We start from the raw sequence: 23,596 nt of genomic DNA, 5'->3' as shown, positions 1-23,596 counted from the left end.
GGCTTAGTCCCAGAGCTGCAGGTTGCGTGTGTCGGACGGCGCAGGCAGGTCGGGCAAGCTCACCAGTACGCCGGCAGGAAACGGCTGTTGAATCTCAGCCAGCCCCTGATTGGCGCTGAGCACCTCCTCAACCGTGCCATTGAGGTGGCCATAGTGCCGATAACACAGGGTGTCGAGCAGATCACCGGCTGCGGTTCGATAGGTCGTCGCCATAGTGGGAGAACTCCAGGGTGAACGATTGCTTACGTGGAATGCCGCCCTGCAATAAACCGCCCTGCTCTTCGTCGACCTTGAGCAGGCATCAACTGCCCAGCACATCGCCATAGCCGGTGGTAAGGTTTAGGGGCAGTAGCTGGTTGCCAATGCTGCGCAAGCTGTCGAGCTGGCGAATGCCGCCACGGAACAAGGGAAACACTGCCCCTTTAAGGGTCAACTTGTCTTCGGCCTGCCCTATGGCTTGCAGGGCCGGGCGGCGCGTGAGGCGTTCTTGGCTAGCCCAGCGGTAAGCCGTCTGCCGTTGCAAGGAATCGAAGGCCGCCGTGTTGAGGTTGAAAAAATAGGGCTCAACGCCGGGCTTGATGGGCTGCATCACGAGCAAGTGCGGAAACGGCGGTACTGCTTCGGGGCCAGGCGTAGGCGAAGCACCGATCGCGCCGGTCGGTACCAAGTTGGCCAGAGAGGGATCAAGCTTACCGGCAATACGATTGACGGCCGCCGCTGCCTTACCCGCCTGCTCGCTCAATGCCCCTAAGCGCTCATCTACGCCTGTAATTAGCCTGGAGGCTTGGTTGTAAACATTCACCACGCCATTGACCCGCGCCTGGGCCGCGTTGAGCCCTCGGAGGAGGCGCTGCAACTTCACGCCCACCTCTGGACCCACAAAGGGCAAATCCTCAAGCTGGGCCGCAGCCCCGGTGACGTCCCCAATGGCGCCGTTGAGTGGGCCGACGACGCCATCCAGCGAACGCCGCCCGGCCTCGCCTGCTTCTGCCAGGTAGCGGATGCCCGACTGCAGTTCATCGATGCCATATGGCATGAGCACCTCTTCAAATAATCGGCGGATCAGCGCCCACAAAAAAGCCCCAACCACATTCGCGGCTGGGGCTCTGATGACGTCAAACGGACTAGGAAAAACGCCATCCACTTAATAGTATCAGGGGAGCGAAGACGTAAAATTGAGCAGTGGCAGTGTTAAAGCAAGATTCGGCGTACTACCAGCATTAAATAGGCAACATGTCACACGGCACTAGCCGCACCTCCACCCGCTGCCCCAATGCCCGCGCAGCGCTCGCCAACGTCGCTAGGGTCATGCCGGGGTCATTCTGGTCGAGCACCCGGTCCACTGCAGTACGGCTAGTATGCATACGCTCAGCCAAAGCTTTTTTGGAAAGCTTCTGCGCTTTCATCAATGCTTCCAGTTGCCAGGCGATCACACGCTTGAGCGCGGCCGCGGACACCTCTTCGCTCATACCTTGTTCTGCGAGGAAGTCGTCGAAATCAGAACCAATATGCTTGTTCATATACCCTACCTCTGTAGCGTGGCCTTACGCCGCCGGGCAATGTCGAGGTCCGGGGTGGGCGTCTTCTGGCTTTTCTTGATGAAACCGTGCAGCAATACCATGACATCGCCTACCACTGTGAACAGCACACGAGCAATGGTATCGGCCAAATCTGTTCGGACCTCCCACAACCCTGCTTCAAGCTTGCGTACAACCGGCATACCCAACGGCCAACCGAATTGCACTGTTTTGATGTCCGTACCTATTGATCTGCGATCATCGCGTGGCAGTTCAGTCAGCCAATCGCGCACTGGTTCGTTACCTGCTTCCGTGCAAAAGAACCTTACCGTCAGTATGGGGGCTTCATTGCTCATGTGATCAAGTGTACCAAAAACGGTACTCCCTGCAAGAGCTACACGTGCGGTGCGTCATACAACCGAGCGCCCTCCCCGTCGCGCTTGAACTGTACGGCGATGTCCTTCAACTGTCGCTCGAAGTGAGGCGCGAGCTTCTGCGCCAGCTTGTCCGGGTCATCGACAGTGCCCTGCAGATCACCTTTACCGGGGCCTGAATGTCGATGCGTTGCTCTCTAGGAACTGTCTGGGCAGCTTTGGCGAGAGGGAATATCAGCGGCTTGGCTGGCAGCTCCAGGCGGTCAGCCTCATCATCACCAAAGAGCGTTCTTCCCGTCCACCCGCCCACTTCACTTCCACCATACCCACCTAGCAGTCCCCCCAGCACGCCCCCTACCGCTGTACCGATGACTGGAACAACTGAGCCAACTGCTGCACCTGCGGCAGCCCCAGCAGCGGCACCGGCCAGACCCCCTGCAGCGCTGCCATAGCCTTCGGCCCGTTCATTGCGGGTTTCCGCATTCAGGGCAGTATCGGCCAAGGTGAGCCCTGCCCCGATCACGGCCAGTGGCGCTGCTCCCTTCATGCCTTTAGCGATGCTACCCAGGCGGCTACGGGCTTTAGGTTTGCGCCTGCCTGTTGATGCTCGACCGCCGCTCTCTGCGACGTTCGAACTGCCAGGGCTGGGCTGATTGGTTACGAACACCCGCTGCACCAGGTTAGGGTTCCCCAGCAGTGTGCCTCGCGCCAGGTTAAGCCCGCCTTTTGCCAGCCGGACGGCAGCGACATTGGCCCTGACCTCAACCATGGCAGCGCCCAAGCCAATCACAGCGGCAGTCAGCTTGGGTGCGTTATCAGCGGCCTGCGCCAGTCCCTGGGCAACAGTACCTAACCCCGTGGCCACGCTGTCGCTGAGCGGCCGGATGGCATCGCCTACGCTGCGTAGCGCATCGTTGAAGGCATTGGCCGTTTCCTGCCATTTCTGCGCCGATGCGTCGCGGCGCTCGGCCAGGTTCTTTTCCAATATGCCCGAGGCTTTGCCGGTGTCGGCCTTGAGTTGCTGGTACAGGGCTTTGTTAGCCATGTACGCCGTAAGCGCAGCCTTCACCTGCATGTCTGCGAAAATGTCCCCGGTGCGTAATGCCTGCTCAAGGGGCTGAGCTGTGGCTACTGCTAGCCGCACAAAACCTCGACCTGCTGGCCCGCACCTATGACACCGCCCACGGCTTCGTTGTAAGCGACGTGAGGTTCGAAAACGAGGCAGCGTTCATCCGCCAGCAAGGTGGCGTTGTAATCCACCTTCACCGCAGTGAAGCGAAGAGCGTGCAGCCACACCGCAGTGAAGGTGGGATTAAGGGCGTACAGGGAGACTGGTTTCTACCCAATGACGGAACCATCGACGACCTAAAAAGCCATCTCGACAAGATCGTGGACACGCTGCACACCCACGCGGCCATCGCCTGAGGTCAATGTCATGAACCGCACCCTGGACGAAACCGCCGCAGTGCTCGGGCTCAAGCCCCGCGCCTTCCGCATCAGATTGCGCGAGTTAGGCATCTTGAACAGCAGCGGCGACCTTGCAAGCCAGCACCGTGACCGCGGGCACCTGTACTCGGACTCGCGTAGCGCGTTGATCCCGTCGATCAACACCTACCGTCACTACTCGGTGGTGATGGTGAAAGAGGAAGGCGTGGACTGGCTGGCCAAGAAACTCGGCATCACCATTACCAGAAAGGACGCCGCCGCATGAACAGCAAGTACATAAATGCTCACGCACAAGCCCTCTTCTCCCTTGGATTGGTTCCGCTTTCTCTGGACAGAACTAGCATCGTTAGCCGCGCCACACTCATCGGCGCCACACGAGAGGACGCTGAACGATGGAGCGGCACGCCTCGCCGCTACCACGAGCTCGTCGAAGTTTTCCGCTGCGTCGACAAGGTGATCCACGACGATCAGGTGGCCTACGTCACCCCAACAAACTCGCCCGAGTGCCCCTTTGGCGCCGTGATCGCCGACGCCCAGGGCCACGTTTGCGCCGTTGGCATAGGCAAAAACAAAGAAGGGCTGGCCGAGTTGATCCGTCAGAAGTTGGGCGCCCCAGCAGTGGGGGCCGGGGAGGTTGCCGCGTGAGCGACACCCTCAACCAACTACGCCGGCAGTGGGCAGACCCCTGCCCCAGCTTGACGACGATTCGCGAGCACTACTTTGCGCACATCAAAACGGATCGCTACCTGCTGCACCAGATCCGTACCGGCCAGATTCGGATCAAGGTCACCAGGCTGCACAACTCATCACGGGCCAAGCCCGTGGTGTACCTGCACGACCTAGCGGCTTACCTGGACGCGCAAACCAGCGCTACCCAATGCCCCTGACCCGGCAGTTCCGGGAGCACACCCGCCGCCGTCCTCTCACCAAAACCACCGGCGGCGGGCACGACAAGGAACTTGTCATGCATACACAACACAACAGCACGTCACTCGTCACCAGCAACGGCCGCGTTATCGACCTGGTTGACCCGCACAGTGATTCGATCGACGTCATCGATATCGCTCATGGGCTTTCTCAGATCTCCCGCTACGGCGGTCACGCGCTGCACTTCTACAGCGTGGCGCAACATTGCTGCATGGTCGCTGACCTGGTGCCCGCTGAGGACCGGCTGGCCGCGTTGCTGCACGCAGCGCCCTCGGCCTACCTGGGGGAAGTCATCCGCCCCGTCCAGCAACTGCTGCCCCAGTACACAGTCCTCGAGCGCAGCGTTTGGCTCGCCATCTGCGACCACTTCGGCATCGATATCGCCCTACCCGACTCTGTGGAGGCCGCCAAGCAGATTGCGATGGCCACCGAACGCATGGACCTGCTCCACGAGCACACCCCCAAGTGGGGCTGCCTGGAAGGCGTCCAGCCGCTCGACGGCCCGCTGTACCCCTGGTGCCCCGAGGAAGCCAGGGTCCGCTACCTCAATCGGTTGCTGGAGGAGATGCAGGCTCAGGTGCGTAGGGTGCATAGACGGGGTGCTGCCAACTAATGACGACATTTTGCTGGTGTAGCAGATAAGCGCCCGATTCACCCAGTCCCGAATGGTTCTTCAATGGGCACTCCGTACACACGATGGCCCCGTAGCAGTGGGCAGTGGGCGCGCTGCATCCGCATTTACTATCAACCGCCGCCACCGGGCGGCTCGGAGAACACGTTATGGAGCAGGAAATCCTCTCTGAGAAGGAGCTGGCCGAAGTCACCGGCTACAAGCAGCGCCACTATCAGCGTCGCTGGCTTCGCGAGCGCAATTGGCACTTCGTTGAAAGCCGTGGCGGTAGGCCCCTGGTCGGCCGGGCTTATATGCGCCTTATGCTTGGCTTGGCGCCACCACCTACGCTGCTAAGCCCTAGACCACTTCCCGAGCCCACTTGGATACCAGACTTTTCGGGGATCAACTAAACATGCGCCCCAGGAATATGGAACACCGTCATTTGCCACCAAGGATGTACCAGCGCACCAGGACGCGAAAAAACGGGAAGACCTGGATCGCGTACTACTACCGCGACCAGACGGGGAAGGACATTCCCCTAGGGAAGGATTTAGACCAGGCCCGCATGAGATGGGCCGAACTTGAGGCCAAGGACAAGCCAGCGGACTTGAAAGTAATGAGGTCGATCTTCGACCGATACGAACGCGACATCATCCCCAAAAAGGCAGCACGCACTCAAAAGGACAATCGCGCCGAGCTAAAGCATTTACGAGCAGTGTTCGATACTGCCCCCATAGACGCGCTTACCCCCTCCATGATCGCCCAATACCGAGATGCACGCACCGCCAAGGTGCGCGCTAATCGCGAGATCGCCACGCTATCTCACGTTTTCAATATGGCCCGGGAGTGGGGCCTGACCATAAGGGAAAACCCCTGCCAGGGCGTGCGCAAGAACAAAGAAGCCCCGCGTGACTATTACGCGAACGAAGCCGTTTGGGCCGCCGTGTATAAATCCGCAGCGCCTGAGCTTCAGGAAGCCATGGACCTGGCCTACCTCACAGGGCAGCGACCGGCTGACGTTCTGCTGATGCGCCGGGACGATATCGAAGACGATTATTTGCTGGTGCAGCAGAGCAAGACCAGCCAGAAGCTACGGATCATGATGCGCAATGAGGACGGCTCGTTGAACAGCCTAGGTCGTCTCATAGCAATGATCGACAAGCGGACGTTCGAACATGCCACTCAATACCTGCTGATCAGTAAGCACGGCAAACGCCTCTCCGCCTCTATGCTCCGCCGCCGCTGGGATGAAGCGAGGGCCAGAGCGTGTAAGGTGGCTGAGGTAGCTGGCGACACTGCCCTGCATGCGCGGATTGCAGCCTTTCAATTCAGGGATATTCGACCCAAGGCAGCCTCGGAAATCAAGAATCTGGAAGATGCCAGCCTGCTGCTTGGCCACACCAAAAGCGACATTACGAAGAAAGTTTACCGGCGGATAGGGGTCACCACGAAGCCTTCGAAATAGGGAAATTCAGGAACGGCTCCGGTTTTATTTGGAACACTTTCCAAAAAAGGTACAGGTGTGTTTATAGCTAGGGGCCCCGGCTATTTGAGTTGACGTTAACGCCTTCACCCCTTAACCTTTGCCTCAACACACTCGCCACACGTCCTACCCAACGGGTAGGGACCTGCTTAATTGCAGGCGTGCAAAAGGCGAGTTTTTTATGCGTGGAGTGTTCATGGGCAAGAAGCCTGCAACCCCGTCAAAGCAGTCGTTCGCAAAGCCCGCCCTCACGCCTAGGGCGTTGGTGTCAAAGCTACAGAGCCACGCCCTGCACATCGAAGACGAACGCAAGGCTATCCAATACCTATCGTTCGTCGGCCATTTCCGGCTTAAGGGTTATTGGTATCCTCTACAGGATGCCGAGACCAAGCAGTTCGTCCCCGGCACGACGTTTACCGACATTTGCCAGCGTTACGAATGCGACCGAGAAATTCGCACCCTCATCATGGAGGCGGTGGAGCGGCTGGAAGTCGCGGTGCGGTGCGCCATCGGCAATCATCTGAGCCTCAAGTACTCGCCACACTGGTACTTAGATCCCACTGTGCTCAAGCCTACGAGACGACATGGGCTGGGCGCGATACTGGCCAAGATAGAGTCAGAGGTAGAGCGCGCAAACGCCAGGCCCTACATTGCGTCGTACTACGCCAACCACGACGAGCCTTACCTTCCGCCCAGCTGGGCGATGATGGAATGCGTGACGTTGGGCCTCTGGTCTAAAATCTTTGCGATCCTGGGAGACCCGGCCGATAAAAAGGCGATCTCATCCAAGTTCGGAATTACCCAGGTCGAAGTGTTCGAAAGTTGGCTCCATACACTGACCGTGCTCAGAAACATGGCCGCTCATCACGACCGCTTTCTAGGCGCGAGCATTGGAGTATCGCCCACCAACCTCAAAGTCAAAAAGATTGTCTTCAAAGACAACAAGACAGCTTATGCGTCCCTGACGATGATCAATGTATTGTTGAACGCTATTGGGTTCGGCGACGGCTTCAAAGCTAAATTAGCGGCTATCGAATCGAAGTATGGTGATGCTCTGTTTGCCCTCTTAGGCTTCCCGAACGACTGGAAAACCACTGCTGTGGGCTGGTAAGGCAACTGACTCATAGGCGATGGAAGGGCCGCATTAGGCCCCTCCGCACTATAGCGTCGGCTCCAAAAACTGAAATATACCAACTCCCCGACCTTCACCCCACTCCCTTCTGAGCTTCAGGAAGCCATGCTCCTGGCCTACCTAGCAGGCGATACCACCCTGCACGCACGTATCGCAGCCTTTCAATTCAGAGAATCGACCAAAGGCAGCCTCGTAAATCAAGAAAATGGAAGACGCCAGCTAGCTGCCTGGCCACACTGAAAGCCACATTACGAAGATAGTTTATCGGCGGCTAGGGGGCACCGCGAAGCCTTCAAAATAGGGGAGTTCTGGAACGGTTCCAGTTTTATTGTGGAACACATGCTCTGAAAGCTTATTACTTACGCTACCCCAAAATGCAAAAAACCCCTGATTTCTCAGGGGTTTAAATATGGCGGAGGCGTAGAGATTCGAACTCTAGGATAGTCGCCCATCGGCGGTTTTCAAGACCGCTGCCTTAAACCACTCGGCCACACCTCCTCGTCTTGCGGGCGCCATAATACCCGAATGAAACAAGCTGTCAAACACTACTGCTACCCTTCCCGGCCCGCTTTGCTATGATCATTTGCAACTATAGGTTACAGGGGCGGATATGGCGCTTGCCCCGGGGTCAAAAGGCCTGTTCAATCGCCTCATCAACGAGCCTTTAAGGAGTTTCGCAATGCGCGAACAAGATTACGTACTCAGCCAAGCGAAGGGGGCGGAGCTGGAAGTCAGCCGCGTTCTGCGCAATACCTATGGCCTATTGGCCCTTACCCTGGCGTTCAGCGCGGTCATGGCTTTCGTGGCCCAGCAAATGAACGTCCGCTACCCGAACGTGTTCGTGGTGTTGATCGGCTTCTATGGCCTGTTCTTCCTCACCAACAAACTGCAGGATTCGGTATGGGGCATTGTCTCTACCTTCGCCCTCACCGGCTTTATGGGTTACATCCTCGGGCCAATCCTCAACCGTTACCTGGGCATGGCCGGTGGCGCTGAAATAGTAAGCTCGGCCTTTGCCATGACCGCACTGGTGTTTGGCGGCCTGTCGGCCTATGTGTTGATCACCCGTAAGGACATGTCTTTCCTGTCGGGCTTCATCACCGCTGGCTTCTTCGTACTGCTGGGCGCGACCATCGCTGGGTTCTTCTTCCAGATCAGCGGCCTGCACTTGGCAATCAGCGCGGGCTTTGTGCTGTTCTCGTCGGTGTGTATCCTGTTCCAAACCAGCGCCATCATCCATGGCGGTGAGCGGAACTACATCATGGCGACCGTGAGCCTGTACGTTTCGATCTACAACCTGTTCGTTAGCCTATTGCAGCTGTTCGGCTTGATGAGCCGGGACGACTGATCCTTTAGTTACCCCAAGCCCGCTTCGGCGGGCTTTTTTTTGGGCGAGGCATTAGAATCAAGCAGTTTTCGCGTTCCGGATGCCCCATGAAATTCGCTATAGCCGTGTTTTCCCCTCCCCATGCGCCGGCCACTCGGCGGGCGTTGCGCTTTACCGAAGCTGCCCTGGCGGCTGGCCATGAGGTGGTGCGGGTATTCTTCTACCAAGACGGCGTATACAACGCGTCCTCCAATGTAGTGGCGCCGCAAGATGAATCGGACATTGCGGCGGCCTGGCGGCAGCTTGTGATTGTCCACAACCTGGATGCGGTGGTGTGCATCGCGGCCGCGCTACGACGCGGCACCTTGAACGCCGAAGAAGCCCAGCGTTGGGAGCGCCCAGCGGCGAATGTGCTGCCGCCACTGGAGCTGTCTGGGCTAGGCCAGTTGCATGAGGCCATCCAGGGCGCGGACCGCTTGATGTGCTTTGGAGGTGACTGAATTGGCCAGGTCTGTACTTATCGTTAGCCGCGCGGCACCTTGGAACGGGCTGGATGCTCGGGAAGCCTTGGACATTACATTGGCCGGCGGCGCTTATGACTTGCCCTTGGCCATGTTGTTTATGGACGACGGGGTGTACCAACTGCTGCGCGATCAACAGCCTAAGGCCCTTGAGCTGAAGGACCAAGGCGCGAACCTCAAGGCGCTGCCTTTGTTCGGGGTAAGTGAGCTCTTCGTGTGTGCTTCCAGCCTTGAGGCGCGGGGCATCAGCACCGGCGAGCTGGCCTTGGAGGCCGTGGTGGTGCTAGAGACAGAGCTGCCCCTTGTGTTTAACCGCTTTGATGAGGCGATCACGCTCTAATGGCCACCCTGCATGTTGTATCGAGTTCCCCGTTTACCGACAGCCGCCTGAGCAGCTGCCTGCGTACTCTCGGCCCTGACGACGGTCTGCTGTTGTGTGGTGAGGCTGTGCAAGGCCTGCGCGTTGGCACCGCCTGGGCACAGCGTTTGCAGCAAGTGCCCACGTCACGGTTGTATGCACTGAGTGAGGATTGTCAGGCCCGTGGGCTGGGCGAGGTGGAGGCTAAACAGGTCGACTATTCAGCCTTCGTTGAATTGTCCTTGGCGTACCAGCGGGTCAACACATGGATGTAGGGCCGTTGTTGGTAGACGGGCGAGCTGTGCTGTTGGACAAAGACGGCTTCTTGGTCAACCTGGGCGATTGGTCGCCGGTGGTTGCTGAAGCCTTGGCGGAGCGAGAAGGCCTGACACTCACGCCGGCTCATGCCGAAGTGCTGACGGTATTGCGCCATTTTTATGATGAGTTTCAGCTATCCCCCGCTACTCGGCCGCTGGTGAAATACGTCGCGGCTCAAGTGGGCCCGGACAAAGGCAATAGCGCTTACCTTAATCAACTTTTCAAAGGCACCCCCGCCAAGCTGGCAGCCAAGCTGGCGGGCCTGCCCAAACCGGCGAATTGCATATGATGACCACCCTCGAACCTCTGCGCCTTACCACGCCCCCGGAGCATCCCTTCGCTGAATTCGTACGCATCCTTGGCAAGGGTAAGCGTGGTGCACGCCCCCTGACCCGTGAGGAAGCGGCACGAGCCATGGGTATGGTGCTCGATGAGCAGGTGGAAGATGCCCAGCTGGGTGCTTTTTTGATGCTGTTGCGTCACAAGGAGGAAAGCGCGGAAGAGTTGGCGGGCTTCACAGAGGCTGTGCGCGCGCGAGTCCGTGCGCCCGCCTTGAATGTGGACTTGGACTGGCCCTCTTATGCTGGCAAGAAACGCCATTTGCCTTGGTACATGCTGGCAGTGAAGTGCCTGGGCCTGAACGGGCTTAAGATTTTTATGCACGGTGGTGGTGCGCATACCGCGGGCCGGATGTACACCGAACACCTCTTGGATACCCTCGGCATACCACTGTGCCGTGGCTGGGATGAGGTAGCCGCGGGCCTGGACAGCCATGGCGTGGCCTTTGCCCCACTCAGTGACTGGGCGGGCCCGTTGCAGCGGATGATCGACATGCGAAATACCTTGGGGCTGCGCTCGCCGATTCACTCTTTGGCGCGGGTGCTGAACCCATTGCAAGCCCGCTGTGGGTTGCAGAGTATCTTCCACCCGGGCTATCAGCCGGTTCATCGTGAAGCCAGCCGCTTGCTGGGAGACACGTCCATTGTGATCAAGGGCGACGGCGGTGAGCTGGAGGTGAACCCGGATGCAGCGTGCCACTTGTACGGTGCTACGGGTGGCGAAGCCTGGGATGAGGAGTGGCCGCAGATGTCGGCGCAGCGGCATTTGAAACCTGGTTTCTTAGACCCGGCTCAGCTAAACGCGGTTTGGCGTGGAGAAACCCAGGACCGTTATGGTGAGCTGGCGGCCATCGCTACCATGGCTTTGGCCTTGCGCGGCCTCGGCAAGCCTCAGGATGAGGCCTTCGAGACCGCGAGGGCCTGGTGGGCTGGGCGTGATAGGGCGGTTTAAGCGCTGCCTTCGAACCAGGCTAGCTTCTCCCGCAGGCGTACCACTTCGCCGACGATCACCAAGGTCGGCGCGTGAACGTCATGGCGCGCGACCAACGCTGGCAGGTCCACCAAGGTGCCCGTGAATACCCGCTGTTGCGCCGTGGTGCCTTGCTGCACCAGCGCCGCAGGGGTGTCTGGTGAGCGGCCATGGCGGATCATGCCTTCGCAAATCACTGGCAAGCCTACCAACCCCATGTAGAAGACTACGGTTTGCGCGGGCGCGACCAGGTCTGCCCACGGGAGATCGGTACTGCCGTCCTTCAAGTGCCCGGTAACGAAACGCACCGATTGGGCGTAGTCCCGGTGAGTCAGCGGAATGCCTGCATAAGCCGCGCAGCCACTGGCCGCGGTAATGCCCGGCACCACTTGGAAAGGAATACCGTTGGCGGCCAGCTCTTCGATTTCTTCGCCGCCACGGCCGAAGATAAACGGATCCCCGCCTTTGAGGCGAACAACGCGGTTGCCTGCTTTGGCGAGGTCCACCAATTGGCGGTTGATCATGTCTTGCGGCAATGCATGGTCAGCGCGCCGCTTGCCCACATAGATACGCTCGGCGTCCCTGCGGCATAGATCCAAGATAGCCGGTGCCACAAGGCGGTCGTACAGCACCACATCCGCCTGCTGCATCAAGCGTAGCGCCTTGAAGGTCAGCAAATCCGGGTCGCCTGGGCCGGCACCGACCAGATATACCTCGCCAGGGGCATGGGGCGGCGCACCCTCCACGCGCTCGGCCAACATGGCCGCTGCCTCGCTCGCCCTCCCCGCTAGCTGGCGCTCCGCGATGGGCCCTTGGAACACTTCTTCCCAAAAGGCCCTGCGCTGGTTCACCAGGGGGAACCGCTCCTTGACCCGGTCTCGAAAACCCGCCGCCAGCCTGGCCAGCTCACCATAGGCCGAGGGTATCCAGGCTTCCAGCCGTGCCCGGATCAACCGCGCCAGCACCGGCGCATCGCCGCCACTGGATACAGCTACCACCAAAGGCGAGCGGTCCACGATGGCCGGGAAGATCACCGTGCACAATGATGGGGCGTCCACCACGTTCACCGCTATGCAACGGTGCTGGGCGTCGGCGGATACCTGAGCGTTGAGGGGCGTGTCATCGGTGGCCGCGATGACCAATACGCAGCCTTCCAGGTCGGAACTGACATAGTCGCGCTCATGGATCTCACCTCCGCTCTGCCGCACCAGCTCGGCCAGGTGGCTGTCCACGGCATGGGCAACGACCCGAAGGCGAGCCCCGGCGCTGAACAGCAGGCGAGACTTGCGCAACGCGATCTCCCCACCGCCCACCACCAGTACGTTACGCCCAGTGAGCTTGTGAAACAGAGGCAGATAATCCATTCAGCCGATGACCTCAAGGCCAGCCATGTAAGGTTTAAGCACTTCGGGCACCCGGATGGAGCCGTCGGCCTGCTGGTAGTTTTCAAGGATGGCGACCAGGGTACGCCCTACCGCCAGGCCAGAACCATTCAAGGTATGTACCAACTCTGGCTTGCCGGTTTCCGGGTTACGCCAGCGGGCCTGCATGCGCCGCGCCTGGAAATCCCCGGTATTGGAGCAGGAAGAAATTTCCCGATACTTATCCTGGCTAGGCACCCACACTTCCAGGTCATAGGTTTTAACAGCGCTGAACCCCATGTCGCCGGTGCAAAGCGCCAGTACCCGGTAGGGCAATTCAAGCAGTTGTAGTACGCGCTCGGCATTGGCGGTAAGGCTTTCCAGCGCGTCCATGGATTTGGCAGGTTCTACCACCTGCACCATCTCGACCTTGTCGAACTGGTGCTGGCGAATCATGCCGCGAGTATCGCGCCCGGACGCACCGGCTTCACTGCGAAAGCATGGAGTGTGGGCCACGAGCTTGACCGGCAGCGCCTTGGCGTCGAGGATCTGATCGGCCACCAGGTTGGTCAGAGACACTTCGGCGGTAGGGATCAGGTACAGGTCCGCCTCGCCTTCGCGGGCGATCTTGAACAGGTCTTCCTCGAATTTTGGTAATTGCCCGGTACCCTGCAGCGCTGGGGCTTGCACCAGGTAGGGGGTGTAGGCTTCTTCGTAGCCGTGCTCGGCCACGTGCAGGTTGATCATGAACTGGGCCAGGGCACGGTGCAGTCGAGCGATCGGGCCACGCAGCACGGCAAAGCGGGCACCGGACAGGCGCGCGGCGCTTTCAAAATCCAGCCAGCCAAAGCGCTCGCCCAGGGCTACGTGGTCCTTGATCTCGAAGCTGAACTGCGCAGGCGTTCCCCAACGGCGAACCTCTACGTTCTGCTCTTCATCCTTGCCAATAGGTACCGACGCATCTGGCAGGTTGGGCAGCCCTAGCAGTATGGCGTCCAGCTGCGCCTGGATGTCGTCCAGTTCGGCTTTGCCTTGGGCCAGTTCCTGGGCCATGCGTTCCACATCGGCCATCAGGGGGGCGATGTCCTCACCACGGGCCTTGGCCTGGCCAATGGACTTGGAACGACTGTTGCGCTCGGCTTGCAGTTGCTCGGTGCGGGTTTGCACCACTTTGCGCTGGGCCTCCAGGGCCTCGATGCGGCTGACGTCGAGGGTAAAGCCTCGAGTCGCCAGGCGCTCGGCAACATCTTGCAATTGGCCGCGTAACAGTTTGGAGTCGAGCATGGGGTTCTCTCGTTGATCAGATTTTTGTCAGGTACAAACCCGCCCAAGTAGCGAGCAGGCCACCGAACACACTGGCGGCCGCGTAGCCGATGGCCAAGAAGGCCTGCCCGCTTTCCAGCAGGCGCAGGGTATCCAGCGAAAACGAAGAAAAGGTGGTCAAGCCACCGACGAAACCTACCAGCAACCCGGCTTTGAGGTACAGAGGCGCGTCTGGCCGCCCTAAAAATGCCCCGTAAAGATAGCCAATGATCAGGCAGCCGACGATATTAACCGCCAAGGTGGCTACGAAGAAATACCGAGGGTAATGCGCCGTTACCCAGGTACCCGTCGCGAACCGCAGCAGTCCGCCGACAATACCGAACAGTGCGACTGAAACTACAACAGGGATCACGTCTTTCTCCGTTGCAGGGGGCTAGCCTGGTCCAGGTCGGCCAGGTGACGAAGCTTTTCACCAATCTTGAATTCCAGGCCTCGAGGCACTGGCTGGTAATAATGCCGAGGTGCCATGCCTTCAGGGAAGTAATCCTCCCCGGCGGCGTACGCATCTGGTTCGTCATGGGCGTATCGATACTGCTCGCCATAACCTAGCTGCTTCATCAGCTTGGTGGGGGCATTACGCAGGTGCAGCGGCACTTCTTGGGAGCCCAGCCCTGTAACATCGGCCTTGGCGGCCTTGAAGGCGGTGTACACTGCGTTGCTTTTAGGGGCACATGCCAGATACACGATGGCCTGGGCCACGGCCAGCTCACCTTCGGGGCTGCCAAGGCGCTCCTGTACATCCCAGGCTGCCAAGCAAAGCCCCAGGGCGCGCGGGTCCGCATTGCCGATGTCTTCACTGGCCATGCGCACCACGCGGCGGGCAATATACAATGGGTCGCAACCGCCATCGAGCATGCGCGCGTACCAGTACAAGGCGCCGTCTGGGCTGGAGCCTCTCACGGATTTATGCAGTGCTGATATCTGGTCGTAAAAGGCCTCACCGCCTTTATCGAAGCGCCGCAGGCTGTCACCCAACAAGCCTTGCAATAACGTTTGGGTGATTGCCTCACCGTCCTCCACAAGGTCGGACGCATTTTCGATCAAATTGAGAAAACGACGCCCGTCGCCATCGGCGGCCGCCAGTAGCATGGTGAAGGCGCTTTCGGCCAAGGTGAGTTTGCGCTCCCCCAGGCCTTTGGCTTCGGTCAACGCGCGTTGGGCCAATTGACGCATGGCCGCCTCGTCCAGGCTTTTGAGTACATACACCCGGGCCCTGGAGAGCAAGGCGTTATTGAGCTCGAAGGACGGGTTTTCCGTGGTTGCCCCAACGAAGATCAAGGTGCCGTCTTCGACATAGGGCAGAAAGGCATCCTGTTGAGACTTGTTGAAGCGGTGGACTTCATCCACGAACAACAGCGTGCGCCGGCCGTACTGGGCAGCCTGCTGCCGGGCGATTTCCACCGCCTGGCGAATTTCCTTCACCCCCGCCAGTACCGCGGATACTGTTTCGAAGTGGGCGTCGGATACCTTCGCCAGCAAACGCGCCAGGGTAGTTTTGCCTACACCGGGCGGGCCCCAGAAAATCATCGAGTGCAGGGCGCCCTGTTCCAAGGCTTCGCGCAGCGGCTTACCACGGCCAAGTAGGTGGTCCTGCCCTACATACTCATCCAGCGTGCTCGCGCGCAAGCGCGCCGCCAGTGGCTGGGCAGGCGGCGGCGAGCTGAACAGGTCCATAGAGGGCGTGCCGCCCTATTCCTGGATTACGTCGGCACCCTTGGGGATGACGAACGTAAACTTGCTGGCCGGAACCGGTTCATTGGCTTTAACGCCCATGAATAGAATGTTGGTGCGCTGGCCTACGCTGTCGATCAACTGCATATCGTTGATTAGCCCACGACGGAAAGACAAGCGCAGAGAGTCGAATAGGGTGTCTTTGGTTTTGGGCTTGAGCACGAAGTCCACCACATCACCCGCTTCCTTGGAGGTGATATCGAAGCTCTGGCTGATTTTCGATACGTCGCCGGAGAGTAATAGCGCTGGGGTTTGGGTCAGGCGCTGGTCCAGGGTTTTAATGGTGACCTGCTCAAGATCCGGGTCCCACAGGGAGACCTTTTTGCCGTCAGAGACCATCAGTTGCTCTTGCGGTGCATCCGTATGCCAGTTGAACAGCCCAGGGCGCTGCAACGCCATTTCACCGCTGGTTTCTTGCAGTTGGGTACCGCCGCCATCCAGGGTTAGCTGAGAAAAGCGCCCGGTTAAGGTTTGGGACTTCTCCAGCAATTGGGTCAATGACTTCACAGCTCGGTCATCCGCGTTCGCGGAGATGCTGGTCAGGGCCAGGGCAGACACTAACAGCATGCGAATCAGGCGCATGGTAATCCTCTTGTCAGGTGAGCGAACCGGCACCCTTTGGTGCCGGCAAGTCAGTCTCGTGATGGGCCCGGCGCGATCACGTCGCGGCTGCCGTTCGTATTCATGGGGGTAACCACGCCGGCCATTTCCATGGCTTCGATCATGCGCGCAGCCCGGTTATAGCCGATTTTGAGCTTACGCTGCACAGAAGAAATGGACGCCCGACGGCTTTCCAGCACAAAGGCCACCGCCTCGTCGTACAGCGCATCGCTTTCGCTGTCGTCGCTATCGCCACTGCCCGCGCCCTCGAAGCTACCGGCACCTTCCTCGATACCATTGAGGATGTCGTCGTTGTAATCCGGCGTGCCACGCATTTTCCAGGCTTCAACCACGCGATGTACTTCATCGTCAGACACAAAGGCGCCGTGTACACGGATAGGCAGGCTGGTACCGGGGGGCATGTAGAGCATATCCCCGTGGCCCAGCAACTGCTCGGCGCCGCCTTGGTCGATAATGGTGCGGGAGTCGATCTTGCTGGACACCTGGAAGGCCATACGGGTAGGAATGTTGGCCTTGATCAGGCCAGTGATCACGTCCACCGATGGCCGCTGGGTGGCGAGGATCAGGTGAATGCCCGCCGCCCGCGCCTTTTGGGCGATACGGGCAATGAGCTCTTCGACCTTCTTGCCCACGATCATCATCATGTCCGCGAACTCGTCCACCACCACCACGATGGTTGGAAGGGTTTTGAGCAAGGGGGCTTCGTCTTCCATGCTTTCGCGGCGGTACAACGGGTCGCCCAGCGGATGGCCGGCCTCCTCTGCGTCCTTCACCTTGCGGTTGAAGCCTGCCAGGTTGCGAACGCCCATGGCGGCCATCAGTTTATAGCGCCGCTCCATTTCGGCCACGCTCCAACGCAAGGCATTGGCCGCGTCCTTCATGTCCGTTACCACCGGGCACAGCAGGTGTGGAATGCCTTCGTAGATCGAAAGCTCCAGCATCTTGGGGTCGATCATGATCAAGCGCGCATCTTGAGGCGTGGACTTGAACAGGATTGAGAGGATCATCGCGTTTACACCCACCGACTTACCCGAACCGGTGGTACCGGCCACCAGCAGGTGGGGCATCTTGGCCAGGTCGGTAATGACCGGCTTGCCGCCGATATCGTGACCTAGGGCAAGGGTTACCGGGGATTGAGCGTCATCGTATTGTGGCGTGGACAACACCTCGGAAAAGCGAACGATCTGCCGGTCCTCGTTGGGGATTTCGATACCCACGGTGGTTTTGCCAGGGATCACTTCCACCACGCGAACGCTAGTAACAGCCAGGGAGCGGGCCAAATCCTTGGCCAGGTTCGAAATACGACTGACCTTTACCCCCGGCGCGGGCTGGATTTCATAGCGGGTGATCACCGGCCCCGGGTGGATCGAGTCCACCGTGACTTCCACGCCGAATTCCTTGAGCTTGATCTGCAGCAGCTGGCCTACACCGGCCAGGGATTCAGGTGAGTATTGCACCTGCTTCTTTTGCACCGGGTCGAGAATCGACAGCGGAGGAATGGTGCCTTCGAGCGCGGCATCCACTTGGGGTGGCTCCGGCTTTTCCGGGAACATGCGACGGGGTGCTTCCACCTTGGGCGCAGGTGCAGGCACAGCCGGCGGCTGAGCAGCGGGCGCGATGATGGGCGGCATGGCAGGCGCGCTGACCTGAGTCGTACGCTCAGACACAGCACGTGGCGCATCCAGTAACGGCTCACGGTCGTTAGCGGAGAAGTGCTCGAGTGCTTCCTCGTCTTCGTCGTCCCACGGCATGCGCAAAGCAACTTCGGGCACTCGTGCACGTGAAACGACAGTGCTGGCCGAGGCCGCTGCCGACGTTACAACAGCAGGCACCACTACCGCTGGCCGTGGCTCAAAGGAAGGCTCCTGGCGCACGATCACGGGAGGCTGAGGCTTGGCTTCGGTTTCGGGCTCTACCTTGGGCTCGGCGCGGCTTTCTCGCCGGGGCGTTGGGGCTGCGTAGGCAGGCTCCTGCACTCGCAGGCTGGCGACCAACTGGCGCTGTTCGGTACGGGCAGCCCACCAGCGGCTGGCGGCGCCCGTGACAAGCTCCACCAGGTCTAGGGTGATCTTGCCAGTCATGTCCATCACCGTGAACCAGGACAGGTCTGTGAACACGGTCAGCCCGAACAGGAACAAGGCGATGAACAGCAGGGTGCTGCCCTGCACGTTGAGCCCATTGCGCGCCAGGTCCCCCAGGCTCTCGCCAAGGGCGCCACCGGCCGAAGCTGGCAGGCTTGCGGCGGAATGGAAGTGCAAATGCGCCAGGGCCGCGCCGGAGAGCACCAGGAACACCAAGCCAATGAGCCGCCAGGAAAATAGCCAGCCGCTCCACTGCCACGCCTGATGACGCTCACGGAAGATCTGCCAGGCCTTTACGCCCAGCAACAACGGGAAGATGTAGGCGAAATAGCCCAGCACCATGAAAAGAATATCGGCGGCGTAGGCGCCCGCGCGGCCGGCGGCATTCTGCACTTGGCCAACGCTGGTACCGGTGTGGCTCCAGCCGGGGTCGCCCTGGTCATAACTGAGCAGGGCCATCCAGAGGTAAAGGCACAAAGCGGCCATGGCAATAAGCGCACCTTCCTTGAGACGGTAGTGCAACTGCTGCCGCCAAAGGGGTACGGGGACGGGTTTAATGGTGGACTTCTTCAAAACGCATTCTTTCCTGCGCGGTGCGCGCGATGCATAACTAAAAAGGTTGTATCGCGGCGGGTTCCGTTCATGGGTGACTATTGTACGGATTTACAGTATCGGTGTCATAGGGTGGCATGATGCCAGCTTGCTGGCTGCTGATAGCGGAAGCTTTATCCCCCGGCACAGGCGCTGATGCACACTCCGCAACGTAACGCGACAACCGTGAAATGGCTTCGATTTCACCATGCTTTGCTAGGCATGACAAAGGGTTAAGCGAATAATTTAGCTAACTGCGCGAAGCTTCATGGAGTTGCCTTGACAGGTCTGAGTTCCAGACGCCGCCGCGACCCGGTGTCTGGAAGTGATTCCCGAGTCAAAGGCCAAACGCCATGCTCGACGCAGCACGACGCGAGCGCAATACTGCCCTCCCCTATCACCGATCAACCTAGCAGCCCGCTCATGCTTACTTGGCTCAACCGCGATGACCTCACCTTCCCACCCGTGGGCCGTGCCATGCGCGAACCCAATGGCCTGCTGGCGGCAGGTGGCGACCTTAGCCCTGAACGGCTGATCGCCGCGTACCGTCATGGCTGCTTCCCTTGGTATGAACAAGGTCAACCGATTCTCTGGTGGTCCCCCGACCCGCGCATGGTGCTGCCGCCAACCGAGCTGAAGGTGTCTCGCAGCCTTCGCAAGGTGATGCGCCAGGGGCGCTTTAACGTGACCCTGGATACTGCCTTCGCCGAAGTCATCAGAGCTTGTGCAGGGCCGCGTGCGTACGCTCAGGGCACCTGGATCACCCCTGCCATCGAAGCGGCCTACGTAGCCCTGCATGAGCGTGGCATTGCCCATAGCGTAGAAGCCTGGCAAGGCAGCGAGCTGGTAGGCGGGCTGTATGGGATCGCCATGGGGCGTTTGTTCTTTGGCGAATCCATGTTCAGCCGTGCCGCCGATGCCTCCAAGGTGGCTTTTGCCACGCTGGCGGACTATCTGCTAAACGCAGGCTTCGTACTGATCGACTGTCAGATGCATACTCGCCACCTTGAAAGCCTAGGCGCGCGCGAGATCAGCCGCGAGGCGTTCGGGCACTACCTCGAACAGCACTTGGACGCGCCTAACACGGCGAAATGGGCTGGCTAGGCGAGCAGCGCCGCAGTGGCATACACTCAATGGGTACGTTTCGATCGAGGGTTGATCATGACCGAGTTGGCGCGTTTGAAGTTTTATGCCACTCAACCCCACTCCTGCAGTTATCTGCCGGATGAGCAAGCCACCACGCTCTTTCTGGACCCGAGCCAACCGATGGATACCAGCATGTACGCTGACCTGTCGGAATTAGGTTTTCGCCGTAGTGGCGATCACCTTTACCGCCCCCATTGCCAGCGATGCAATGCGTGTGTGCCTGCTCGAATTCCGGCGGCCCGCTTCGAGCCCGGTCGGCAGCACAAGCGGATTTTCAAACGTAACGTCGATATCAGTGTTACGGCTCACAGCCCGCGCTATACCGAAGAATATTTCGACCTGTACCGCCGTTATATCGAGCAGCGCCACGCTGATGGCGATATGTATCCGCCGAGCCGTGAGCAGTTCTCTAGCTTTTTGGTTCGGGAACTGCCTTTTTCGAAGTTTTATGAATTCAGGGCCCAGGGGCGCCTGCTGGCGGTAGCAGTTACCGATGTGCTACCCAATGGGCTTTCGGCGGTGTACACCTTCTATGATCCAGACGAAGAACGGCGCAGCCTCGGGCGCTTCGCCATCCTCTGGCAGATAAGCGAAGCCGTGCGACTAGGGTTGAAGGCGATTTACTTGGGGTACTGGATAAAGAACTGCCAGAAGATGAATTACAAGACCCAATACCGCCCTATCGAACTTTTAATCAATCAAAGGTGGGTTGGGCTGAACTGAAGCCCTTGGCGCGTGGTCCTTTTTTCGGGCACAATATGCGCCGCTTTTGCCTGGCGCAGTTGCACCGGGCCACATACTGGATACCGAGGGCTTTACTGCATGTCGAAAGAAGACAGCTTCGAAATGGAAGGCACTGTCGTCGACACCCTGCCCAACACCATGTTCCGCGTGGAGTTGGAAAACGGGCACGTCGTTACCGCGCATATTTCTGGAAAAATGCGCAAGAACTACATCCGAATCCTGACCGGCGACAAGGTGCGCGTCGAGCTGACCCCTTACGACCTGAGCAAGGGCCGCATTACCTACCGCGCTCGCTAACGGCACGCATACGAAAAAGCCCGGCTATGGAAGCCGGGCTTTTTCGTTTGTACGTAATTCGCCAAACGCGGCAGGGCTTCCCCCACCACGCCGGGTTTAAGCCATTTCAGCCGTGGTTTCGAAGTCGAAGGTGATCTCGCCATCTTTGACATCGATATGCACCACACCGCCGTGTTCTGCCAGCTCCCCGAACAGGATTTCCTCAGCCAGGGGCCGCTTGATCTTGTCCTGGATAAGCCTGGCCATAGGCCGTGCGCCCATCTGTGCATCGTAACCGCTGCCGGCCAGCCAGCTACGCGCTGCGTCTGTAACTTCCAGCAGTACCCGCTTGTCTTCCAGCTGGGCCTGAAGCTCGGTAAGGAACTTGTCCACCACACTCTTGATGACTTCGTGGTTGAGGCGGCTAAACTGAATGATGGTATCCAGGCGGTTGCGGAACTCTGGCGTGAAGCTCTTCTTGATCACTTCCATCGCATCGGAGGAGTGATCCTGATGCGTGAAGCCAATGGAGGCCCGCGAAGCAGTTTCTGCCCCGGCGTTTGTGGTCATGATGAGAATCACGTTGCGGAAGTCCGCCTTGCGCCCGTTATTGTCGGTCAGGGTGCCATGGTCCATCACCTGCAACAACAGGTTGAAGACTTCCGGGTGTGCCTTTTCGATTTCATCGAGCAGCAGTACGCAATGGGGCTGCTTGGTGATGGCCTCGGTCAGCAGACCGCCCTGATCGAACCCAACGTACCCTGGAGGGGCGCCGATAAGACGAGACACGGTATGGCGCTCCATGTACTCAGACATATCGAACCGCACCAGCTCAATGCCCAGCGCCTTGGCCAACTGCCGAGCGGCTTCTGTTTTACCAACCCCGGTTGGGCCTGCAAACAGGAATGAACCCACTGGCTTGTCGGGCGCCTTCAACCCTGCCCTGGACAGCTTGATGGCCGTGGACAGTGAGTCGATGGCCGCGTCCTGACCGAACACGGTCAGTTTCAGGTCACGCTCCAGATTACGCAGCAGTTCTTTGTCCGAGGTGCTGACGTGTTTTGGGGGGATGCGTGCGATTTTGGCGATGATGTCCTCAACCTGAGGCACTTCAATGCGCTTGACCCGCGCTTCTACTGGCTGCAGGCGCTGATAGGCCCCTGCTTCGTCAATAACGTCAATGGCTTTATCTGGCATATGACGGTCGTTGATATAGCGCGACGCCAGCTCGGCGGCCGCGCGCAAGGCTTCGTCGCTGTACTCGATGCTGTGGTGCTGCTCGAAACGATTCTTCAGGCCTCGCAGGATGCCAATGGTGTCTTCCACAGAAGGCTCGGTCACATCGACCTTCTGGAAGCGCCTGGCCAAGGCCCGGTCCTTCTCGAAGATGCCACGAAACTCCTGGAAGGTGGTCGACCCAATGCAGCGGATCTCGCCCGACGACAGCAGCGGCTTGAGCAGGTTAGAGGCATCCATTACCCCGCCTGACGCAGCGCCCGCACCAATAATGGTGTGGATCTCGTCAATAAACAAAATGGCATGGGGGCGCTTGCGCAGCTCGCCCAGCAACGCCTTGAAACGTTTTTCGAAGTCGCCACGGTACTTGGTGCCCGCCAGCAACGCACCCAGGTCCAGGGAATAGACCACGCTGTTGGCCAGCAGGTCAGGCACCTGGCTATCTACGATGCGCTTGGCCAAGCCTTCGGCGATGGCGGTTTTACCCACCCCAGCCTCTCCTACCAGCAGCGGATTATTCTTGCGCCGACGGGCGAGGATCTGCGCCACACGCTCGACTTCGCTTTCACGGCCCACCAAGGGGTCGATTCGGCCTTGACGCGCCAGCTCGTTCAGGTTGCTGGCATAGGCATCCAGAGGGTTGCTAGAAGATGAAGACTCGCCGCCCTCGTCATCCTGCATGTCTTGCTCTCCCTCGGAATGATCGCCATGCCCGGGCACCTTGGAGATGCCATGGGCGATGTAATTCACCACATCGATGCGCGCCACGCTCTGCTGCTTGAGCAGAAACACGGCTTGGCTTTCTTGCTCGCTGAAGATGGCCACGAGGACGTTGGCCCCAGTCACCTCACGCTTGCCCGAGCTTTGAACGTGGAATACGGCGCGTTGCAACACGCGCTGGAAGCCCAGTGTAGGTTGGGTTTCGCGATCCTCGTCATGCACTGGAATGAGCGGAGTGGTGGAGTCTATGAATTCCTGGAGGTCGTGCTTGAGCTTGTCAAGGTTGGCGCCACACGCACGGAGTACCGTGGCGGCAGCCTCATTGTCCAATAGGGCCAGCAGGAGATGCTCGACGGTCATAAACTCATGACGCTTAGATCGAGCCTCCTTGAAGGCCAGATTGAGGGTGACTTCGAGCTCGCGGTTTAACATTGCTTCACCT

Annotated in this window: 28 protein-coding genes, 1 tRNA gene and 1 pseudogene; 17 read left to right on the top strand and 13 right to left on the bottom strand. The window is 59.3% G+C overall.

Annotated features, from left to right (window positions below; all coding sequences use genetic code 11):
- Positions 1 to 3: 3 nt before the first annotated feature.
- The 5 genes and pseudogenes from ACWKV4_RS09330 to ACWKV4_RS09310 form a co-directional block, all read right to left on the bottom strand.
- Positions 4 to 213 carry a tail protein X gene (locus tag ACWKV4_RS09330; protein ID WP_483831792.1) on the bottom strand — a complete coding sequence of 70 codons (210 nt, stop codon included), beginning with the start codon at positions 211 to 213 and terminating at the stop codon, positions 4 to 6.
- A pseudogene (locus tag ACWKV4_RS09325) lies at positions 182 to 1,036 on the bottom strand (phage tail protein). Before ACWKV4_RS09325 ends, ACWKV4_RS09330 begins: the two are co-directional and overlap by 32 nt.
- A gap of 184 nt (positions 1,037 to 1,220) precedes the next feature.
- On the bottom strand, positions 1,221 to 1,520 hold the full coding sequence (locus ACWKV4_RS09320) for a Fis family transcriptional regulator (RefSeq protein WP_483831791.1): 300 nt from the start codon (positions 1,518 to 1,520) through the stop codon (positions 1,221 to 1,223).
- A 5-nt stretch (positions 1,521 to 1,525) separates the two neighbouring features.
- A complete protein-coding gene (locus ACWKV4_RS09315; RefSeq protein ID WP_483831790.1) occupies positions 1,526 to 1,873 on the bottom strand; it encodes a type II toxin-antitoxin system RelE/ParE family toxin in 348 nt (115 codons plus the stop codon).
- Positions 1,874 to 1,979: 106 nt separating this feature from the next.
- Positions 1,980 to 2,936: a hypothetical protein gene (locus ACWKV4_RS09310; protein ID WP_483831789.1), complete on the bottom strand. Its 957-nt coding sequence runs from the start codon at positions 2,934 to 2,936 to the stop codon at positions 1,980 to 1,982.
- Positions 2,937 to 2,992: 56 nt separating this feature from the next.
- Here ACWKV4_RS09310 and ACWKV4_RS09305 point away from each other — a divergent pair, with 56 nt between their 5' ends.
- The 8 genes from ACWKV4_RS09305 (at position 2,993) to ACWKV4_RS09270 (ending at position 7,471) form a co-directional block, all read left to right on the top strand.
- The gene (locus ACWKV4_RS09305) at positions 2,993 to 3,316 is read left to right on the top strand and encodes a deoxynucleotide monophosphate kinase family protein (RefSeq protein WP_483831788.1); all 324 of its coding nucleotides are present in this window, start codon (positions 2,993 to 2,995) and stop codon (positions 3,314 to 3,316) included.
- A gap of 10 nt (positions 3,317 to 3,326) precedes the next feature.
- Complete coding sequence (locus ACWKV4_RS09300) at positions 3,327 to 3,602, top strand: hypothetical protein (protein ID WP_483831787.1); 276 nt, start codon at positions 3,327 to 3,329, stop codon at positions 3,600 to 3,602.
- Positions 3,599 to 3,982 carry a hypothetical protein gene (locus ACWKV4_RS09295; RefSeq protein WP_483831786.1) on the top strand — a complete coding sequence of 128 codons (384 nt, stop codon included), beginning with the start codon at positions 3,599 to 3,601 and terminating at the stop codon, positions 3,980 to 3,982. The genes ACWKV4_RS09300 and ACWKV4_RS09295 overlap by 4 nt, the downstream gene beginning before the upstream one ends.
- The gene (locus tag ACWKV4_RS09290) at positions 3,979 to 4,224 is read left to right on the top strand and encodes a pyocin activator PrtN family protein (protein WP_483831785.1); all 246 of its coding nucleotides are present in this window, start codon (positions 3,979 to 3,981) and stop codon (positions 4,222 to 4,224) included. The genes ACWKV4_RS09295 and ACWKV4_RS09290 overlap by 4 nt, the downstream gene beginning before the upstream one ends.
- 77 nt (positions 4,225 to 4,301) lie before the next feature.
- Positions 4,302 to 4,877 carry a phosphohydrolase gene (locus ACWKV4_RS09285; RefSeq protein ID WP_483831784.1) on the top strand — a complete coding sequence of 192 codons (576 nt, stop codon included), beginning with the start codon at positions 4,302 to 4,304 and terminating at the stop codon, positions 4,875 to 4,877.
- A gap of 167 nt (positions 4,878 to 5,044) precedes the next feature.
- A complete protein-coding gene (locus ACWKV4_RS09280) occupies positions 5,045 to 5,287 on the top strand; it encodes a DUF4224 domain-containing protein (RefSeq protein WP_483831783.1) in 243 nt (80 codons plus the stop codon).
- 2 nt (positions 5,288 to 5,289) lie between these two features.
- The gene (locus ACWKV4_RS09275; RefSeq protein WP_483831782.1) at positions 5,290 to 6,342 is read left to right on the top strand and encodes a tyrosine-type recombinase/integrase; all 1,053 of its coding nucleotides are present in this window, start codon (positions 5,290 to 5,292) and stop codon (positions 6,340 to 6,342) included.
- 214 nt (positions 6,343 to 6,556) lie between these two features.
- Complete coding sequence (locus tag ACWKV4_RS09270; RefSeq protein ID WP_483831781.1) at positions 6,557 to 7,471, top strand: Abi family protein; 915 nt, start codon at positions 6,557 to 6,559, stop codon at positions 7,469 to 7,471.
- A 431-nt stretch (positions 7,472 to 7,902) separates the two neighbouring features.
- On the opposite strand, the gene ACWKV4_RS09265 is transcribed toward ACWKV4_RS09270, so the two are convergent.
- Positions 7,903 to 7,990, bottom strand: a tRNA-Ser gene (locus tag ACWKV4_RS09265).
- A gap of 181 nt (positions 7,991 to 8,171) precedes the next feature.
- On the opposite strand from ACWKV4_RS09265, the gene ACWKV4_RS09260 reads away from it, so the two are divergent.
- The 6 genes from ACWKV4_RS09260 to ACWKV4_RS09235 all read left to right on the top strand — a co-directional run bounded on the left by ACWKV4_RS09260 (position 8,172) and on the right by ACWKV4_RS09235 (position 11,306).
- Positions 8,172 to 8,840: a Bax inhibitor-1/YccA family protein gene (locus ACWKV4_RS09260; RefSeq protein WP_483831780.1), complete on the top strand. Its 669-nt coding sequence runs from the start codon at positions 8,172 to 8,174 to the stop codon at positions 8,838 to 8,840.
- A gap of 86 nt (positions 8,841 to 8,926) precedes the next feature.
- Positions 8,927 to 9,319, top strand: coding sequence for a sulfurtransferase complex subunit TusD (gene tusD, locus ACWKV4_RS09255; protein WP_483831779.1), 393 nt, complete (start codon positions 8,927 to 8,929; stop codon positions 9,317 to 9,319).
- Position 9,320: 1 nt separating this feature from the next.
- The gene (gene tusC / locus ACWKV4_RS09250) at positions 9,321 to 9,680 is read left to right on the top strand and encodes a sulfurtransferase complex subunit TusC (RefSeq protein WP_483831778.1); all 360 of its coding nucleotides are present in this window, start codon (positions 9,321 to 9,323) and stop codon (positions 9,678 to 9,680) included.
- Positions 9,680 to 9,973, top strand: a complete 294-nt coding sequence (gene tusB / locus ACWKV4_RS09245; RefSeq protein WP_483831777.1) for a sulfurtransferase complex subunit TusB — start codon at positions 9,680 to 9,682, stop codon at positions 9,971 to 9,973. The genes tusC and tusB overlap by 1 nt, the downstream gene beginning before the upstream one ends.
- A complete protein-coding gene (locus ACWKV4_RS09240; protein ID WP_483831776.1) occupies positions 9,964 to 10,305 on the top strand; it encodes a TusE/DsrC/DsvC family sulfur relay protein in 342 nt (113 codons plus the stop codon). Before tusB ends, ACWKV4_RS09240 begins: the two co-directional genes overlap by 10 nt.
- Positions 10,305 to 11,306 (top strand): glycosyl transferase family protein, encoded by a 1,002-nt coding sequence (locus ACWKV4_RS09235; RefSeq protein ID WP_483831926.1) that lies wholly within the window; start codon positions 10,305 to 10,307, stop codon positions 11,304 to 11,306. The genes ACWKV4_RS09240 and ACWKV4_RS09235 overlap by 1 nt, the downstream gene beginning before the upstream one ends.
- Here ACWKV4_RS09235 and cysG read toward each other — a convergent pair.
- The 6 genes from cysG to ACWKV4_RS09205 are packed head-to-tail and all read right to left on the bottom strand — an operon-like array spanning position 11,303 to position 19,014.
- Entirely contained in the window at positions 11,303 to 12,688 is a 1,386-nt protein-coding gene (cysG, locus tag ACWKV4_RS09230) for a siroheme synthase CysG (RefSeq protein ID WP_483831775.1), read from the bottom strand. The two genes, ACWKV4_RS09235 and cysG, sit on opposite strands and share 4 nt — an antisense overlap.
- A complete protein-coding gene (gene serS, locus ACWKV4_RS09225) occupies positions 12,689 to 13,969 on the bottom strand; it encodes a serine--tRNA ligase (protein WP_483831774.1) in 1,281 nt (426 codons plus the stop codon).
- Positions 13,970 to 13,985: 16 nt separating this feature from the next.
- Positions 13,986 to 14,360: a fluoride efflux transporter CrcB gene (gene crcB, locus ACWKV4_RS09220; RefSeq protein WP_483831773.1), complete on the bottom strand. Its 375-nt coding sequence runs from the start codon at positions 14,358 to 14,360 to the stop codon at positions 13,986 to 13,988.
- Positions 14,357 to 15,682, bottom strand: coding sequence for a replication-associated recombination protein A (locus tag ACWKV4_RS09215; protein WP_483831772.1), 1,326 nt, complete (start codon positions 15,680 to 15,682; stop codon positions 14,357 to 14,359). Before ACWKV4_RS09215 ends, crcB begins: the two co-directional genes overlap by 4 nt.
- 15 nt (positions 15,683 to 15,697) lie before the next feature.
- Complete coding sequence (lolA, locus tag ACWKV4_RS09210; RefSeq protein WP_483831771.1) at positions 15,698 to 16,321, bottom strand: outer membrane lipoprotein periplasmic chaperone LolA; 624 nt, start codon at positions 16,319 to 16,321, stop codon at positions 15,698 to 15,700.
- Between the two features lie 50 nt (positions 16,322 to 16,371).
- Positions 16,372 to 19,014 carry a DNA translocase FtsK gene (locus ACWKV4_RS09205; protein WP_483831770.1) on the bottom strand — a complete coding sequence of 881 codons (2,643 nt, stop codon included), beginning with the start codon at positions 19,012 to 19,014 and terminating at the stop codon, positions 16,372 to 16,374.
- 441 nt (positions 19,015 to 19,455) lie between these two features.
- Here ACWKV4_RS09205 and aat point away from each other — a divergent pair, with 441 nt between their 5' ends.
- The 3 genes from aat (at position 19,456) to infA (ending at position 21,219) form a co-directional block, all read left to right on the top strand.
- Entirely contained in the window at positions 19,456 to 20,136 is a 681-nt protein-coding gene (gene aat / locus ACWKV4_RS09200; protein ID WP_483831769.1) for a leucyl/phenylalanyl-tRNA--protein transferase, read from the top strand.
- 57 nt (positions 20,137 to 20,193) lie between these two features.
- The gene (locus ACWKV4_RS09195; RefSeq protein ID WP_483831768.1) at positions 20,194 to 20,901 is read left to right on the top strand and encodes an arginyltransferase; all 708 of its coding nucleotides are present in this window, start codon (positions 20,194 to 20,196) and stop codon (positions 20,899 to 20,901) included.
- A gap of 99 nt (positions 20,902 to 21,000) precedes the next feature.
- Positions 21,001 to 21,219, top strand: a complete 219-nt coding sequence (infA, locus tag ACWKV4_RS09190) for a translation initiation factor IF-1 (RefSeq protein ID WP_002553999.1) — start codon at positions 21,001 to 21,003, stop codon at positions 21,217 to 21,219.
- A 96-nt stretch (positions 21,220 to 21,315) separates the two neighbouring features.
- Here infA and clpA read toward each other — a convergent pair whose 3' ends face one another.
- On the bottom strand, positions 21,316 to 23,586 hold the full coding sequence (gene clpA / locus ACWKV4_RS09185) for an ATP-dependent Clp protease ATP-binding subunit ClpA (RefSeq protein ID WP_483831767.1): 2,271 nt from the start codon (positions 23,584 to 23,586) through the stop codon (positions 21,316 to 21,318).
- Positions 23,587 to 23,596: the final 10 nt, after the last annotated feature.

This window comes from Pseudomonas artemisiae, from assembly GCF_057128685.1.
This window is presented reverse-complemented; position numbering and strand designations above follow the sequence as displayed.

Coding starts and splice junctions, on each gene's coding strand:
- ACWKV4_RS09330 (WP_483831792.1), bottom strand. CDS start 213: ATGGCGACGACCTATCGAACCGCAGCCGGTGATCTGCTCGACACCCTG.
- ACWKV4_RS09320 (WP_483831791.1), bottom strand. CDS start 1,520: ATGAACAAGCATATTGGTTCTGATTTCGACGACTTCCTCGCAGAACAA.
- ACWKV4_RS09315 (WP_483831790.1), bottom strand. CDS start 1,873: ATGAGCAATGAAGCCCCCATACTGACGGTAAGGTTCTTTTGCACGGAA.
- ACWKV4_RS09310 (WP_483831789.1), bottom strand. CDS start 2,936: ATGGCTAACAAAGCCCTGTACCAGCAACTCAAGGCCGACACCGGCAAA.
- ACWKV4_RS09305 (WP_483831788.1), top strand. CDS start 2,993: ATGCCTGCTCAAGGGGCTGAGCTGTGGCTACTGCTAGCCGCACAAAAC.
- ACWKV4_RS09300 (WP_483831787.1), top strand. CDS start 3,327: ATGAACCGCACCCTGGACGAAACCGCCGCAGTGCTCGGGCTCAAGCCC.
- ACWKV4_RS09295 (WP_483831786.1), top strand. CDS start 3,599: ATGAACAGCAAGTACATAAATGCTCACGCACAAGCCCTCTTCTCCCTT.
- ACWKV4_RS09285 (WP_483831784.1), top strand. CDS start 4,302: ATGCATACACAACACAACAGCACGTCACTCGTCACCAGCAACGGCCGC.
- ACWKV4_RS09280 (WP_483831783.1), top strand. CDS start 5,045: ATGGAGCAGGAAATCCTCTCTGAGAAGGAGCTGGCCGAAGTCACCGGC.
- ACWKV4_RS09275 (WP_483831782.1), top strand. CDS start 5,290: ATGCGCCCCAGGAATATGGAACACCGTCATTTGCCACCAAGGATGTAC.
- ACWKV4_RS09270 (WP_483831781.1), top strand. CDS start 6,557: ATGGGCAAGAAGCCTGCAACCCCGTCAAAGCAGTCGTTCGCAAAGCCC.
- ACWKV4_RS09260 (WP_483831780.1), top strand. CDS start 8,172: ATGCGCGAACAAGATTACGTACTCAGCCAAGCGAAGGGGGCGGAGCTG.
- tusD (WP_483831779.1), top strand. CDS start 8,927: ATGAAATTCGCTATAGCCGTGTTTTCCCCTCCCCATGCGCCGGCCACT.
- tusB (WP_483831777.1), top strand. CDS start 9,680: ATGGCCACCCTGCATGTTGTATCGAGTTCCCCGTTTACCGACAGCCGC.
- ACWKV4_RS09240 (WP_483831776.1), top strand. CDS start 9,964: ATGGATGTAGGGCCGTTGTTGGTAGACGGGCGAGCTGTGCTGTTGGAC.
- ACWKV4_RS09235 (WP_483831926.1), top strand. CDS start 10,305: ATGACCACCCTCGAACCTCTGCGCCTTACCACGCCCCCGGAGCATCCC.
- cysG (WP_483831775.1), bottom strand. CDS start 12,688: ATGGATTATCTGCCTCTGTTTCACAAGCTCACTGGGCGTAACGTACTG.
- serS (WP_483831774.1), bottom strand. CDS start 13,969: ATGCTCGACTCCAAACTGTTACGCGGCCAATTGCAAGATGTTGCCGAG.
- ACWKV4_RS09215 (WP_483831772.1), bottom strand. CDS start 15,682: ATGGACCTGTTCAGCTCGCCGCCGCCTGCCCAGCCACTGGCGGCGCGC.
- lolA (WP_483831771.1), bottom strand. CDS start 16,321: ATGCGCCTGATTCGCATGCTGTTAGTGTCTGCCCTGGCCCTGACCAGC.
- aat (WP_483831769.1), top strand. CDS start 19,456: ATGCTTACTTGGCTCAACCGCGATGACCTCACCTTCCCACCCGTGGGC.
- ACWKV4_RS09195 (WP_483831768.1), top strand. CDS start 20,194: ATGACCGAGTTGGCGCGTTTGAAGTTTTATGCCACTCAACCCCACTCC.
- infA (WP_002553999.1), top strand. CDS start 21,001: ATGTCGAAAGAAGACAGCTTCGAAATGGAAGGCACTGTCGTCGACACC.
- clpA (WP_483831767.1), bottom strand. CDS start 23,586: ATGTTAAACCGCGAGCTCGAAGTCACCCTCAATCTGGCCTTCAAGGAG.